The sequence below is a fragment of the Neorhizobium sp. 05N33 genome (genome assembly GCF_056397445.1).
In genome coordinates, this window is the sequence record NZ_JBFTNK010000016.1 from 25994 (window position 1) to 39490 (window position 13497).

11 protein-coding genes are annotated in these 13497 nt (G+C 62.0%); 1 reads left to right on the forward strand and 10 read right to left on the reverse strand.

Features of this window, described 5'->3' with window-relative positions:
* Window positions 1-73: 73 nt before the first annotated feature.
* The 9 genes from lpdA to AC1DLT_RS26465 form a co-directional block, all read right to left on the reverse strand.
* A complete protein-coding gene (gene lpdA, locus AC1DLT_RS26425) occupies window positions 74-1519 on the reverse strand; it encodes a dihydrolipoyl dehydrogenase (protein ID WP_151042056.1) in 1446 nt (481 codons plus the stop codon).
* A gap of 61 nt (window positions 1520-1580) precedes the next feature.
* Window positions 1581-2219: an SGNH/GDSL hydrolase family protein gene (locus AC1DLT_RS26430; protein ID WP_477488734.1), complete on the reverse strand. Its 639-nt coding sequence runs from the start codon at window positions 2217-2219 to the stop codon at window positions 1581-1583.
* A gap of 63 nt (window positions 2220-2282) precedes the next feature.
* Window positions 2283-3632: a pyruvate dehydrogenase complex dihydrolipoamide acetyltransferase gene (locus AC1DLT_RS26435; protein WP_477488735.1), complete on the reverse strand. Its 1350-nt coding sequence runs from the start codon at window positions 3630-3632 to the stop codon at window positions 2283-2285.
* 15 nt (window positions 3633-3647) lie between these two features.
* Window positions 3648-5042, reverse strand: a complete 1395-nt coding sequence (locus AC1DLT_RS26440; protein WP_038542637.1) for a pyruvate dehydrogenase complex E1 component subunit beta — start codon at window positions 5040-5042, stop codon at window positions 3648-3650.
* Between the two features lie 18 nt (window positions 5043-5060).
* A complete protein-coding gene (pdhA, locus tag AC1DLT_RS26445; RefSeq protein WP_038542635.1) occupies window positions 5061-6131 on the reverse strand; it encodes a pyruvate dehydrogenase (acetyl-transferring) E1 component subunit alpha in 1071 nt (356 codons plus the stop codon).
* 194 nt (window positions 6132-6325) lie between these two features.
* On the reverse strand, window positions 6326-6643 hold the full coding sequence (locus tag AC1DLT_RS26450; protein WP_038542632.1) for an FtsB family cell division protein: 318 nt from the start codon (window positions 6641-6643) through the stop codon (window positions 6326-6328).
* Window positions 6644-6806: 163 nt separating this feature from the next.
* Window positions 6807-8081, reverse strand: coding sequence for a phosphopyruvate hydratase (eno, locus tag AC1DLT_RS26455; protein WP_038542630.1), 1275 nt, complete (start codon window positions 8079-8081; stop codon window positions 6807-6809).
* Between the two features lie 110 nt (window positions 8082-8191).
* Window positions 8192-9040: a 3-deoxy-8-phosphooctulonate synthase gene (gene kdsA, locus AC1DLT_RS26460; protein ID WP_477488736.1), complete on the reverse strand. Its 849-nt coding sequence runs from the start codon at window positions 9038-9040 to the stop codon at window positions 8192-8194.
* Window positions 9041-9043: 3 nt separating this feature from the next.
* Window positions 9044-9913 carry a VOC family protein gene (locus AC1DLT_RS26465; protein WP_247136165.1) on the reverse strand — a complete coding sequence of 290 codons (870 nt, stop codon included), beginning with the start codon at window positions 9911-9913 and terminating at the stop codon, window positions 9044-9046.
* A gap of 200 nt (window positions 9914-10113) precedes the next feature.
* Here AC1DLT_RS26465 and lexA point away from each other — a divergent pair, with 200 nt between their 5' ends.
* A complete protein-coding gene (gene lexA, locus AC1DLT_RS26470) occupies window positions 10114-10833 on the forward strand; it encodes a transcriptional repressor LexA (RefSeq protein ID WP_038542624.1) in 720 nt (239 codons plus the stop codon).
* Here lexA and AC1DLT_RS26475 read toward each other — a convergent pair.
* Entirely contained in the window at window positions 10814-13321 is a 2508-nt protein-coding gene (locus tag AC1DLT_RS26475; protein WP_477488737.1) for a ComEC/Rec2 family competence protein, read from the reverse strand. The two genes, lexA and AC1DLT_RS26475, sit on opposite strands and share 20 nt — an antisense overlap.
* Between the last annotated feature and the right edge of the window lie 176 nt (window positions 13322-13497).

Genomic DNA, 13497 nt, shown 5'->3' on the forward strand with positions numbered 1-13497 from the left:
CTACGCTCCCGTTCCAGAGACACTCATATGGGCGCCGCCCGGCCGTGGAACAATCCCCGGCAGGGCGATCTCGTCAGGCATTCAGCGCCCGGCCGTAGGCGTCGAGCACGCTTTCCTTCATCGTCTCGGAAATGGTCGGATGCGGGAAGATGGTGTGCATCAGTTCCTCTTCCGTCGTCTCCAGGTTCATGGCGACGACGAAGCCCTGGATCAGTTCGGTGACTTCGGCACCGACCATGTGGGCGCCGATCAGTTCGCCGGTCTTCTTGTCGAAGATGGTCTTGACGAGGCCCTGGTCCTCGCCGAGCGCGATCGCCTTGCCGTTGGCGACGAACGGGAAGCGGCCGACGCGGATGTCGCGGCCTTCGGCCTTGGCCTTGGCTTCGGTCAGGCCGACGGAGGCGACCTGCGGGTTGCAATAGGTGCAGCCGGGGATCTTCAGCTTGTCCATCGGATGGACGTTCGGCAGGCCGGCGATCTTCTCGACGCAGATGACCGCTTCATGCTCGGCCTTGTGGGCGAGCAGCGGCGGGCCGGCGACGTCGCCGATCGCATAGAGGCCGGGCACGTTGGTCTTGCCGTAACCGTCGATGACGATGAAGCCGCGGTCGGTCTTCACGCCGAGCGCCTCAAGGCCGATGCCTTCGATATTGGCCTGGACGCCGACGGCCGAGATCATCCGGTCGGCAGTGATCTCTTGAGTCTTGCCGTCCTTCAGCTCGATCGTCGCAGTGACCGAGTTGGCGCCCTTCACGACCTTGGCGACCTTGGCTTCGAGCAGGATCTTCATGCCCTGGCGCTCGAACTGCTTCTTGGCAAGCGCCGAGATATCCGCATCCTCGACCGGCATGACCTGGCTCATGATTTCGACGACGGTGACCTCGACGCCCATGGTGCGGTAGAAGCTGGCGAACTCGATGCCGATGGCGCCCGAGCCCATGACCAGCAGCGACTTCGGCATCTCTTCCGGCTTCATTGCCTCGAAATAGGTCCAGATCAGCTTGCCGTCCGGCTCGATGCCCGGCAGCGCGCGCGGGCGGGCGCCTGTAGCGATGATGATGTGTTTGGCGGTATAGGTGCCCTCGCCGAGCGTGTTCTTGGGGATCGGACCGATCGGCTCGACCGGCTTCTTGGTGGTCTTCGACACGACGATCTCGCCGGGTTTCGAAAGCTTCGCCTCGCCCCAGATGATGTCGACCTTGTTCTTCTTGAACAGAAAACCGACGCCGTTGTTCATGCGGTGGGCGATGCCCCGCGAGCGGTCGACGATCGCCTTGACGTCCGGCTTGATCGTGCCTTCCAGCGTCAGGCCGTAGTCCTTGGCGTGGGTCGCGGTGTGCATGACGTCGGCCGAGCGCAGAAGCGCCTTGGTCGGAATGCAGCCCCAGTTGGAGCAGATGCCGGCGAGGTGCTCGCGTTCGACGACCGCGACCTTCAGCCCGAGCTGGGATGCCCGGATGGCGGCGATATAACCGCCGGGACCGGAACCGATAACGATGACGTCGTAGGATTGAGCCATTGCTTTCCTGCCTTCTCATTGGGGAGCCAGCTCTAGGCGGCCCGCCTCGGGAAATCTTGTTCTAGAGACCCAGCATCATCCGGACGATCGGCTCAAGGCCGCGTCCGATCGCGCGGGTATTTTCTGCATCGAGATGCACGCCGTCGATCGGGGTCGTTTTCGCCACCGATCCTGCATCGAAGAAACCGCAGCCTAGTTCGTCCGCGAGGTCCCGATAGAGCGATGCGAGCATCGAAGACTGCTCGATGCCGCCCTTGAAGATCGCCGAAAAAATCGGGTCGGCGGTCTCGCAGAGCGGCGGCGGCGAAACGATCAGGATATCCGGCGCGTCGTAGTCGAACGAATATTCGTGGTGACGGATCAGCCCCACCAGACGCTGAATGCCGGCACGCGCCGCATGGGCAGTGCCGGCGATCATCGGCTTCATGTCGTTGGTGCCGAGCATGATGATCACCAGATCGAGCGGCATGTGGGTATGTAGCACAGTCGGCAGGTTCGTGACGCCGTTGCGGTCGCAGTCGGCAAGGTGATCGGCGTAACCCGTCGTGCGGCCGTTCAGCCCCTCGGCGATGACGGTGACGCCAGACCCGAGCGCAGTCCCGAGGACGCTCGACCAACGGTCCTCGAACGCATGCCGGCCCGGCCCTTCAGGATCGAAACCCCAGGTGAGCGAGTCGCCGAAGCACAGAACGGTTTTCATGGAAGCACCTCCGATACCCCTCCCTCGCGGACACCCTCCCCGCAAGGGGGAGGGAGAACACGATTACACCAGCATCGCCATCGGGTTTTCGATGTAGCGCTTGAAGGCGGACGCGAGTTCCGCACCGAGCGCGCCGTCGATGACGCGGTGGTCGAAGGCGAAAGTTGCGGTCATGACCGTGCCCACCTTGATTTCACCGTTCTTGACGATCGGCTTCTCGACGCCTGCGCCGATCGAGACGATCGAGGCCTGCGGCAGGTTGACGATCGAGGTGAAGTTGGAGACGCCGAACATGCCGAGGTTGGACACGGATGTCGTGCCGCCCTGGTATTCTTCCGGCTTCAGCTTCTTGTCGCGGGCGCGTCTCGCAAGATCCTTCACCTCGTTGGAGATGACGGACAGCGTCTTCGTTTCGGCCTTGCGGACGATCGGGGTGATCAGGCCGTCGGGGATGGACACCGCTACGCCGACGTCGGCGTGCTTGTGCAGCACACGAGCCGTCGAGGTCCAGGAAGCATTCGCCATCGGGACATCGCGCAGAGCGAGCGCCATCGCCTTGATGATGAAGTCGTTGACCGAGAGCTTGAAGGCCGGAACGTCGCCCTTGTCCGTCTTCTTCATCGGCGAAGACTTGTTGATCTCGGCACGCAGTTTCATCAGCGCGTCGAGCTCGCAATCCATCGAGACGAAGTAGGACGGAACCGTCTGGCTCGACTCGGTGAGGCGCGAGGCGATCGTCTTGCGCATGCCGTCATGCGGCAGAAGCTCGTACGAACCCTCGGGGAAAAGCTTCAGGACGGTATCGTCCGCCGGCCCCTTGGCCATGGCCGAAGCCGGTGCGCCAGCAGTCTGCTGAGCTGCAGCCGGAGCAGCCTTTGCGCCGCCGGAGGCAACTGCCTTTTCGATATCGGCCTTGACGACACGGCCGTGCGGGCCGGAGCCGGAAACGGCCGAAAGATCGAGGCCGGCTTCCTTTGCGAGGCGACGGGCGAGTGGCGAAGAAAAGGGCTTTGCACCACCCGAAGATGCCGGAGCCGAAGCTGCGGCTGCAGGCGCCGGTTCGGACGCCTTTTGAGCCGGAGCGGCTTCCGCCTTCGGGGCGGGTGCAGCCTCGGCCTTCGGAGCCGGAGAAGCGCCACCGCCCGAAGAGGCGGCAGCCGAGACATCCTCGCCGTCGGCGGCAAGAATGGCGATCAGGGCATTGACCTTGACGCCTTCGGTACCGGCCGCAACGACGAGCTTGGCAACGGTGCCCTCATCGACGGATTCGACTTCCATGGTCGCCTTGTCGGTCTCGATCTCGGCAAGCACGTCGCCGGACTTGACCTTGTCGCCTTCCTTGACGAGCCACTTGGAAAGATTGCCCTCTTCCATGGTCGGAGACAGGGCAGGCATGGTGATGTTGATCGGCATCGAAACATCCTCCCCTTATTTGTAGCAGACGGTTTTCACCGCCTGGACGACTTCGCCGACATTCGGCAGCGCCAGCTTTTCGAGATTGGCCGCATAAGGCATCGGAACGTCCTTGCCGGCGATCGTCAGGATCGGCGCATCGAGATAATCGAAGGCCTGCTGCATGACGCGGGTGGCGATTTCAGTACCGATCGAGTTCTGCGGATAACCCTCCTCGACCGTGACGAGACGGCCGGTCTTCTTGACCGACTCGATGACCGTCGGAAGGTCCATCGGGCGCAGCGTGCGCAGATCGATCAGCTCGACGTCGATGCCTTCCTTTTCCAGTTCGGCGACAGCCTTCACGGCATAGGACATGCCGATGCCGAAGGAGACGACGGTGACGTCCTTGCCCTTGCGGTGGATGCGCGCCTTACCGATCGGCAGGACGAAATCATCGAGCTTCGGCACTTCGAAGGACTGGCCGTAGAGGATTTCGTTTTCCAGGAAGACGACCGGGTTCGGATCGCGGATGGCAGCTTTCAGCAGGCCCTTGGCGTCGGCAGCCGTGTACGGCATGACGACCTTGAGGCCCGGGATCTGACTGTACCAGGAGGCATAGTCCTGGCTGTGCTGCGCGCCGACGCGGGCGGCGGCACCGTTCGGGCCGCGGAACACGATCGGCGCCCCCATCTGGCCGCCGGACATGTAGAGCGTCTTGGCGGCCGAATTGATGATCTGGTCGATCGCCTGCATGGCGAAGTTGAAGGTCATGAACTCGACGATCGGCTTCAGGCCCGCCATGGCGGCACCGACGCCGACGCCGGCAAAGCCGTGTTCGGTGATGGGCGTATCGACCACGCGGCGAGCCCCGAATTCCTGCAGCAGGCCTTGGGTGATCTTGTAGGCACCCTGGTATTCGGCGACTTCCTCACCCATGACGAAGACGTTCTCGTCGCGGCGCATTTCCTCGGCCATCGCGTCGCGCAGTGCTTCGCGAACGGTGGTCATGACCATTTCGGTACCGGCCGGGATATCCGGATCGGCAGCGGCCTCGACCTTCGGCTGGGCCGGGACCGGGGCGGATGCCGAACCGGTCGCGGTCGGCTTTTCTTCCTGTTCGACCTGCGGAGCCGCCTTCGGCGCCTCCTTGGCAGGAGCCGCGGAGCCGATCGAATCAGCGCTCTCGCCGTCCTGCAGGAGCACGGCGATCTTGGTGTTGACCTTGACGTTTTCGGTGCCGGCCTCGACCAGCAGCTTGCCGATCACGCCTTCATCGACGGCTTCCACTTCCATGGTCGCCTTGTCGGTCTCGATTTCGGCAATCACGTCGCCGGAGGTGACCTTGTCACCCTCTTTTTTCAGCCACTTGCTGAGCGTGCCTTCCTCCATGGTCGGAGAAAGGGCGGGCATCAGGATATCGATTGGCATTGGGTTCCCTCCCCGCGATCAGAGCAGAATGTCGGTGTAGAGCTCGGACGGATCCGGCTCCGGATCGGCCTGGGCGAAATCGGCGCTATCCGAAACGACGTCGCGGATATCCTTGTCGATCGCCTTCAGCTCGTCTTCGGTCGCCCAGCCCTTTTCGATGAGGCGCAGGCGCACCTGCTCGATCGGGTCGTGCTCCGAGCGCATCTTCTGCACTTCGTCCTTGGAGCGATATTTCGCCGGGTCGGACATGGAGTGGCCGCGATAACGGTAGGTGAGCATTTCGAGAATGATCGGGCCCTTGCCGGAGCGGCAGTGCTCGAGCGCCTCGTCGCCGGCGGCCTTCACGGCACGAACGTCCATGCCGTCGACCTGGATGCCGGGGATGCCGAAGCCGGAACCACGCAGCGAGTAGTTCGACTGCGCCGTCGCACGGGCCGTCGAGGTGCCCATCGCATAACGGTTGTTCTCGACGATATAGACGATCGGCAGCTTCCAGAGGGCCGCCATGTTGAAGCTCTCGTAGACCTGGCCCTGGTTGGCCGCGCCATCGCCGAAATAGGCGACCGAGACGCTGTCGTTACCACGATACCTGTTGGCGAAGGCGAGACCGGTTCCGAGCGAAACCTGGGCGCCGACGATGCCGTGGCCGCCGTAGAAATGCTTTTCCTTGGAGAACATGTGCATCGAGCCGCCCTTCCCCCTGGAATAGCCGCCCTTGCGTCCGGTCAGCTCCGCCATGACGCCACGCGCGCTCATGCCGGTTGCCAGCATATGCCCATGGTCGCGATAGGCGGTGATAACCTGGTCACCCTCCTGCTGCGCCATCTGCATGCCGACGACGACAGCTTCCTGGCCGATATAGAGGTGACAGAAACCACCGATGAAGCCCATGCCGTAGAGCTGGCCGGCCTTTTCCTCGAAACGGCGGATCATCAGCATCTCACGATAGGCGTGAAGATCCTGATCCTTGCCGAAATCCGGGGTGTTTTTGCCCGTAAACTCCTTGGCGGAGGATTTCGAGGCTGATTTGATTGCAGACTTTGCCGCTGGTTTGCGGCCGGATACAGACGCGGTTTTTGTCGGCGCCATTCATCCCTCCCTTTGAGTTCTGCGTTGAGAGCGAGATTACGCTCTGACGTATATCGCCAGATTCCCACTCTGGTTTCGGGGCGTACCATAGGCAAGAAAAGCTGCCCCAGCAATGCCATAAACGCATGGCTCACATTCCATGCAACACTATGAAAAGGTTACAGAAATATGAAATTAACTGGATTTCGGTTAATTTAGAAGTAGTTGTTGAAGATGACGATTTCGTCGCCGCGCGAGACGTTCAGCTGATAACGGGCGATCTCGTCCAGCATATCCTTGTCAAGCGAACCATCGCTCATCAGCTGAACCTGCCGCTCCAGCGTCTCGCGCCGAGCGGTCAACTTTGCGAGCTCGCCTGCACGCGCCTGCCGCTGACGTTCGAATTCCTCCGTGGCGATCAGCCCGAGATCGCCATGGATGGAATGATAGCCGAAGTAGCAAAGAAACGCGACTGTGATGGCGGGAAGAACAAAACGGCCGAATTTTCTTTTCTTATGATGCTTTGTCCACATACCGCTCTAACGCCTTGCCACGCTTACGGGATCTCAAATCGATCCGAAACAGAGCTTCAAATTCGCAGAACTTGCTTAAGCAATCGTTGACCAGAATCGAGTCCGAAAAAAGCCCGCGTCTTTCGGCGCGGGCTTCCATGAAAATGTCGAGCCTGGGAGGCTGTCAGGCCTTCAGGACGCTGCGGCCGGCATAAACGGCCTGCGGACCGAGCATTTCCTCGATGCGGATAAGCTGGTTGTACTTGGCAAGCCGGTCGGAGCGCGACAGCGAGCCGGTCTTGATCTGCCCGCAATTGGTGGCGACGGCGAGATCGGCGATCGTCGAGTCTTCGGTTTCACCCGAGCGGTGCGACATGACTGCGGTGTAGGCCGCCTTGTGGGCAGTCTCGACGGCATCGAGCGTTTCCGACAGCGAGCCGATCTGATTGACCTTGACCAGGATCGAATTGGCGACGCCCTGCCTGATGCCATCGCGCAGGCGCGACGAGTTGGTGACGAACAGATCGTCGCCGACGAGCTGGCACTTGGCGCCGATCTTGTCGGTCAGGTACTTCCAGCCGGCCCAATCGTCTTCGGCCATGCCGTCTTCGATCGAAATGATTGGGTATTTTGCTGCAAGCTCGGCGAGGTAATCGGCCATGGCTTCCGGCTCGAGCGTGCGGCCCTCGCCTTCCATCTCGTACTTGCCGTTCTTGAAGAATTCGGTCGAGGCGCAGTCGAGCGCCAGGCAGACGTCGTCGCCTGGGGTATAGCCGGCCTTCTCGACCGACTTCATGATGAAATCGAGGGCTTCCGGCGCGCTCTTCAGGCCCGGTGCGAAACCACCTTCGTCGCCGACATTGGTGTTGTGACCCTGGGCCGCCAGTTCCTTCCGCAGGACGTGGAAGATCTCCGAGCCCATGCGCACGGCGTCCTTCAGCGTGTCGGCGCCGACCGGCATGATCATGAATTCCTGGAAGTCGATCGGATTGTCGGCATGGGCGCCGCCGTTGATGATGTTCATCATCGGAACCGGCAGGACATGCGCATTCGGACCGCCGACATAACGGTAGAGCGGCAGGCCCGAGGTCTCGGCGGCAGCCTTTGCAACGGCGAGCGAGACGCCGAGGATGGCATTGGCGCCGAGGCGCGACTTGTTCGGCGTGCCGTCGAGCGCAATCATGGTCTTGTCGATATGGATCTGGCTCTCTGCATCGAAACCGCCGATCGCATCGAAGATCTCGGTGTTGACGGCTTCGACCGCCTTTTCGACGCCCTTGCCGTGATAGCGCTTGCCGCCGTCACGCAGCTCGACGGCTTCATGTGCGCCGGTGGAGGCGCCCGACGGAACGGCCGCACGGCCCATCGAACCGTCTTCCAGATAGACATCCACCTCAACGGTCGGATTGCCGCGGCTGTCGAGAATTTCGCGGGCGATGATATCGGTGATGGCGGTCAAGGGTCTCTCCCTGGGTTTGAACTTGACGTCACGAGGTCACTGAAAATGTCTCATAATCAATGACACGAAAATTACAATCGAAGCAGTTTGCGTGCTTTTTGTGGGCGCGCTCACGCCGCCTTGGCGACGGCGTCGAGGGCAAGCAGCTTTTCGAGCAGCCGCGGCATGTCCTTCAGATGCACCATGTTCGGGCCGTCCGAGGGAGCATTGTCGGGGTCCTGATGGGTTTCCACGAAGACGCCGGCGACACCGACAGCCACGGCTGCGCGCGCCAGCACCGGCACCATGGTGCGGTCGCCGCCGGTCGAAGCGCCCTGCCCGCCCGGCTGCTGCACCGAATGCGTCGCATCAAAAATCACCGGCGCGCCCATTGACGCCATGATCGGCAGCGAGCGCATATCGGAGACCAGCGTATTATAGCCGAAGGACGCGCCGCGCTCGCAAAGCAGCACATTCGGATTGCCGCTCTGGGTGAACTTCGCAAGCACGTTCTTCATGTCCCAAGGCGCCAGGAACTGGCCCTTCTTGACGTTGATGACGCGGCCGGTCCTGGCCGCCGCAATAAGCAGGTCGGTCTGGCGGCAGAGGAAGGCCGGGATCTGCAGGATGTCGACCGTCTCGGCCACGACGGCGCACTGCTCTTCCGTGTGAATGTCGGTCAGAACCGGGAAGCCGAACTCTTTCTTGAGGTCGGCAAAGATTTCCATGGCGGTTTCGAGCCCGAGGCCGCGCTTGCCTGAAATCGACGTGCGGTTGGCCTTGTCGTAGGAGGACTTGTAGACGAGGCCGATGCCGAGCTTGCTGCAGAGTTCCTTCAACGCGCCTGCCATCATGAAGGCGTGGTCGCGGCTTTCCATCTGGCAGGGACCGGCGATCAGCGACAGTTTTGCGTTCTGCGCGAAAACCACCTTGCCGCCTCCTTCGCCGACGGAGACGCTGGAGTTTGCGGTAACTTCCATGATCTATTCCTCGAAGCCGAACAAAACACCCTGGCCGGGCGCCGCCGAGACGAGAACGCGGCCCTCCCGGCGGACGAATGCGACGTCATTAGCAGCAAGGGTGATCTCTGTCACGGCAAGATCGGCGGTTTTGAAGATGACCGCCCGGCCGCGCAGTCCTTCGGCGCCCGGGGTCGGCTGAACCGCAAATTCCGCCTCGAGCTCCCGATCCTGCAGGATCCGGATGCGGGCATTGGCCGCGGCAAGCTGGAGCGGTGCAGCCTCCGGCGCGGCCTTGGTCAGCAGCACCTGTTCGACCAGCGGAGCGAAATCGGCAGGTGTCGGGGCCGACAGGATGATTTCGCTCAGGCCGGTGACGGTATTGGCATGCCGCTCCAGCTCGCGGTCGGCAGGCAGCGGGTTGATGCGCTGGCAGGAAAACAGGAAGAACTCGGGCGCGCGGTCATCGCCGGCGAATGCCAGCCGGAAGCTCGCCTGCGTCTCGGAACCGTCGGCCAGGATCATGCCGCGGGAAAATTCGAGCACGTCGCCTGCCGAAACGCCGCGCATCTTGAAACGCGCATGATCGGCCATCGCATCGCGGGTCGCGACAACGAGAGCGGAAAAGCCCTGCCGGTTGGACGTCTTGCGGAAGGCGAGATCGCGAGCCGTGAAAACGTTGCCGCGCTTTGCCGCAACACCCGCATGGCGTCGGTTGGCAAGAGCCAGCGGCTCCAGGTAGGTCCCATCCGAGAAGAACACGCAAGCATTGGCGGTGCCGAAAGGATGAAAAGCATCCGGCGCAACTGTAAAACCGAGCTCCGTGAGCCGGGAACGCGCAGCGGTAAGTCCCGCCACCGGCAGCACGAGATGATCGATCGGTCTTGCGTTCACGCGAGGGCCCCCTGAATTGGAATCGCAAAGCTACTTTGGCAGCGGGCTGGCGCCGCGCAAGTGGTGTGACACCAGATATCTGGCACGCATCTATGAAGAAAAAATCATCATACTTCACAGAAATTTAGGGACTTGCGGAACACATATGGAACATATAGTGTCCGTTCTGGATTTGTTTCCGACTCTGAGGGTGCCAAAAGATGCTCACGCGCAAACAACAGGAATTGCTTCTGTTCATTCACGAACGCATGAAGGAATCCGGTATCCCGCCGTCATTCGACGAAATGAAGGACGCGCTCGACCTTGCGTCCAAGTCCGGAATCCATCGTCTGATCACGGCGCTCGAGGAGCGCGGCTTCATCCGCCGCCTGCCGAACCGGGCCCGCGCGCTGGAAGTCATCAAGCTCCCGGAAGCCTATTCGCCGAGCATTCAGCCGCGGCGCGGTTTTTCGCCCAGCGTCATCGAGGGCAGCCTCGGCAAACCGCAGCCGGCCGCAGCACCTCAGAAACTCGCGGCCAACGATGGCTCGTCGAACGCCACGACCGTTCCCGTCATGGGCCGCATCGCCGCCGGCGTGCCGATCTCGGCGATCCAGAACAACACGCACGACATCTCCGTGCCGGCCGAGATGCTCGGCTCCGGCGAGCATTACGCGCTGGAGGTCAAGGGCGATTCGATGATCGAGGCAGGCATTCTCGATGGCGACACCGTGATCATTCGCAACGGCACGACGGCCAATCCCGGCGACATCATCGTGGCGCTGGTGGACGATGAGGAAGCGACGCTGAAGCGTTTTCGCCGCCGCGGCGCCTCGATCGCGCTCGAAGCCGCCAACCCCGCCTACGAGACCCGCATTTTCGGGCCTGACCGGGTGAAGATCCAGGGCAAGCTCGTCGGCCTCATCCGCCGTTATCACTGATCAGCTGCCGGAGCGGTTCCGGCAACGCGTTGTCGAAACTCTGGCTTCGCCAATCGTAGTGGCGGTGCCTAGTCCAGGGCCGGTCCTCGGCCGCCATTGCGGCACGGACCTGCCAGCGTCGCATGTCGCCCGTGTCGTTCAGCGAAATCTCCAGCGCGCCGGTCTTTCTGAGCGTCGTGCCATTGATCATCAGTCCGCCGGACCGGCATCGGTCGAAGCGTGCCCGCGGGGCGATGACAAGATCGGCGGCGTCGCAGGCAGCGCCGGCGTAACGGCCGTCTTCTACGGCCACGATGATGGCATTGCCCGTGCTTGCGGCGCACCAGGCCTTAGGCTCGCAGGTGAAGCGGTCGGAAGTCACCTGGCTTATTCGCAACCTCACTGTTTCGAGTTCCGCCGAGGTCAACTCGCGGCGCTTATCGTTTTTTGCGCCTGCTGGTTTGCGGTCGGGCGGCTTGTCCCTGGCCGGCGACATGTCCGGTTTGGTCGGGTCGCCGAGCAGAAGCGCCCTCTTCCACTGGTCGTAGATGAAATCAGGCGGGCGGGCGCGGTTGGTGGAAACCTGTTCCCCGTTTACGAGCGCCACCATTGTCCCGTCTTCCGAGACCAATATATCCGCCAGAGGCGTCGATCGCTCATGCCAGGAAAGCAGCAGAGCGGTCACCATCAGCGGCGGACCGATCAGCCTTAGCTTCGTCCTGAGCAGGGTCAGCAGCAGGAAGCCTGCCGTTGAGACCGTCAGGAACCATGGATGCTGGCGGCCTATCCCGACATCGCCACCCCAGGCAGCCACGTGCCCGGCAATAGCGATCACCGCTTCCAGGCCAAGGCCCATGAGCTTCATGAAGGGAGCATCAAGGCCGAAGGGCATCAGTAGCATGCCGACCAGACCGGCCGGCATCACCACGAAGGAGATGATCGGCATGGCTGCGAGGTTTGCGGCGAGGCCATAGGTGGCGATGCGATGAAAATGCTCGACCGAAAACATCGCGGTCGAAACGCCGCCGATCAGCGAGGTGACGAAGACGCCGGCTGCGAAGTTCCACGATGCCAGGATAGGCATCACCATGCGGTGACGGAACGGCAGAGGCTGAGGATCGCGGCCTTCGGCCCTCTGTTTCCAGAGCGCATAACCGGCGACCAGGGCGGCGGTGGCGGCAAACGACATCTGGAAGCTCGGCCCGAGCATTTCCGAGGGCGACATGGCGATGATGACGAGCGCGGACAGCGCCACATTGTGCAGGCTGATCGACGGTCGGTCGAAGAGGACGGCAACCAGCATGATTGCCATCATGATGTAGGCCCGCTCGGCCGAAACGCCGAAACCGGAGATCAGGTAATAGGCGGTGACCATTATCAGAGCGCCGAGTGCGGCGATCTTCTTCACCGGATAGGCGTGGCCGAAGCCCATAAAGACCGCGAGCACGGTCCGCACGCCGACGAAGAAGATACCGGCGGCGAGCGCCATGTTCAGTCCGGAAATGGCGACGATATGGGCTAATCCCGAAAGCCGTAAAGCTTCGGTCGTTCCCTTGGAGATCGCCCGGCGTTCGTCCGTCACGATTGCCGCAGCAAAGGCGCCGGAATCTCCCGGCACGGTCTCGCGGATACGGGTGGCGATTGCGCTGCGGAGATCGAAAAGCCGGCTTTCGATGTCGGCAATCCAGCTCCGGGTCGACGGACCGGCAGCCTGTTTTTTCGGCGCTCCATAAAAAAATCCGACCGCGCCGATGCCGTCGAAATAGGAGGAGAAGGCAAAGTCGTTGAGGCCAGGCAGTGCAGGTCCGGAGGGTGGTGAAAGGCGCGCGCGGCCGCTGATCGTCTCGCCGATCTGGGCGGGCTCATGTCGAGACCTTGCAAGCAGCGATACACGCTCCGGCGGGCGCCTGACTTCCGGATTGGATGTCCGGTCGATAAGGACGACATAACGCCAACGGCCCTGGGCATCGATCTCCCTGCGCTCGACCACGCCGGCAAGCTCGGTTGTCACCGGCGTATCGAGAACGACGGTGGACCGCCGCCACGTCTCGAACTGTGCCAGCATCATGCCGCCCAGAAAGAGCGCGACACCGAGCGGCAAGAGATGGATCGTGCCGGAGCGGTGGCGCGAGACGATGACGAAGATCGTACATACGCAAAAAACGAGGAAAAACGGCCAGAACGCAGGGTTATAGGGCAGTGCGAACCAGCAGACGGCCCCTGCCCCGACGACGACCGGCAGGAAAAGGAAGCCATGGCCATAGACCGTCTCCTCTTCCAGCATGATCGGGAAACTGCGTAGCAACCGATCGAGGCGCCGGCTCGCGGAGCGGCGAAAGCCCCCGTCCAGCGTATGGACCGGCGGGCGGCGCTCGATCGCGGGGAAAAGCTCGGCCAGATTTCGGAGCTTGCCCGAGTCGGGAGCGCTTGTGTTTATGCGGGGGTCCGGCGGCCGGGATATCAGTTTCCCTGCCTTGGCATGCGTCGGAAATGCATTTTCCTCCGGCATGAAACGCTCTGTCCGCCCCACCGCCAGACATGCGGCAATACAACCTGCGCGTTTCTTCTTCGGTCGTCAACTGGCGGTTAAATATCGGGAATTCCGAGCCACCGAAAGGGCATGCAACAGGAAGTTGGACATCCAAGCAAAAGCTGTTGCTCAATAATTTTTCGCGCTGCACAAAA

What these genes read in the sequence shown, in the direction of transcription:
- lpdA (WP_151042056.1), bottom strand. Translation starts at nt 1,519, where the DNA reads ATGGCTCAATCCTACGACGTCATCGTTATCGGTTCCGGTCCCGGCGGT.
- AC1DLT_RS26430 (WP_477488734.1), bottom strand. Translation starts at nt 2,219, where the DNA reads ATGAAAACCGTTCTGTGCTTCGGCGACTCGCTCACCTGGGGTTTCGAT.
- AC1DLT_RS26435 (WP_477488735.1), bottom strand. Translation starts at nt 3,632, where the DNA reads ATGCCGATCAACATCACCATGCCTGCCCTGTCTCCGACCATGGAAGAG.
- AC1DLT_RS26440 (WP_038542637.1), bottom strand. Translation starts at nt 5,042, where the DNA reads ATGCCAATCGATATCCTGATGCCCGCCCTTTCTCCGACCATGGAGGAA.
- pdhA (WP_038542635.1), bottom strand. Translation starts at nt 6,131, where the DNA reads ATGGCGCCGACAAAAACCGCGTCTGTATCCGGCCGCAAACCAGCGGCA.
- AC1DLT_RS26450 (WP_038542632.1), bottom strand. Translation starts at nt 6,643, where the DNA reads ATGTGGACAAAGCATCATAAGAAAAGAAAATTCGGCCGTTTTGTTCTT.
- kdsA (WP_477488736.1), bottom strand. Translation starts at nt 9,040, where the DNA reads ATGGAAGTTACCGCAAACTCCAGCGTCTCCGTCGGCGAAGGAGGCGGC.
- lexA (WP_038542624.1), top strand. Translation starts at nt 10,114, where the DNA reads ATGCTCACGCGCAAACAACAGGAATTGCTTCTGTTCATTCACGAACGC.
- AC1DLT_RS26475 (WP_477488737.1), bottom strand. Translation starts at nt 13,321, where the DNA reads ATGCCGGAGGAAAATGCATTTCCGACGCATGCCAAGGCAGGGAAACTG.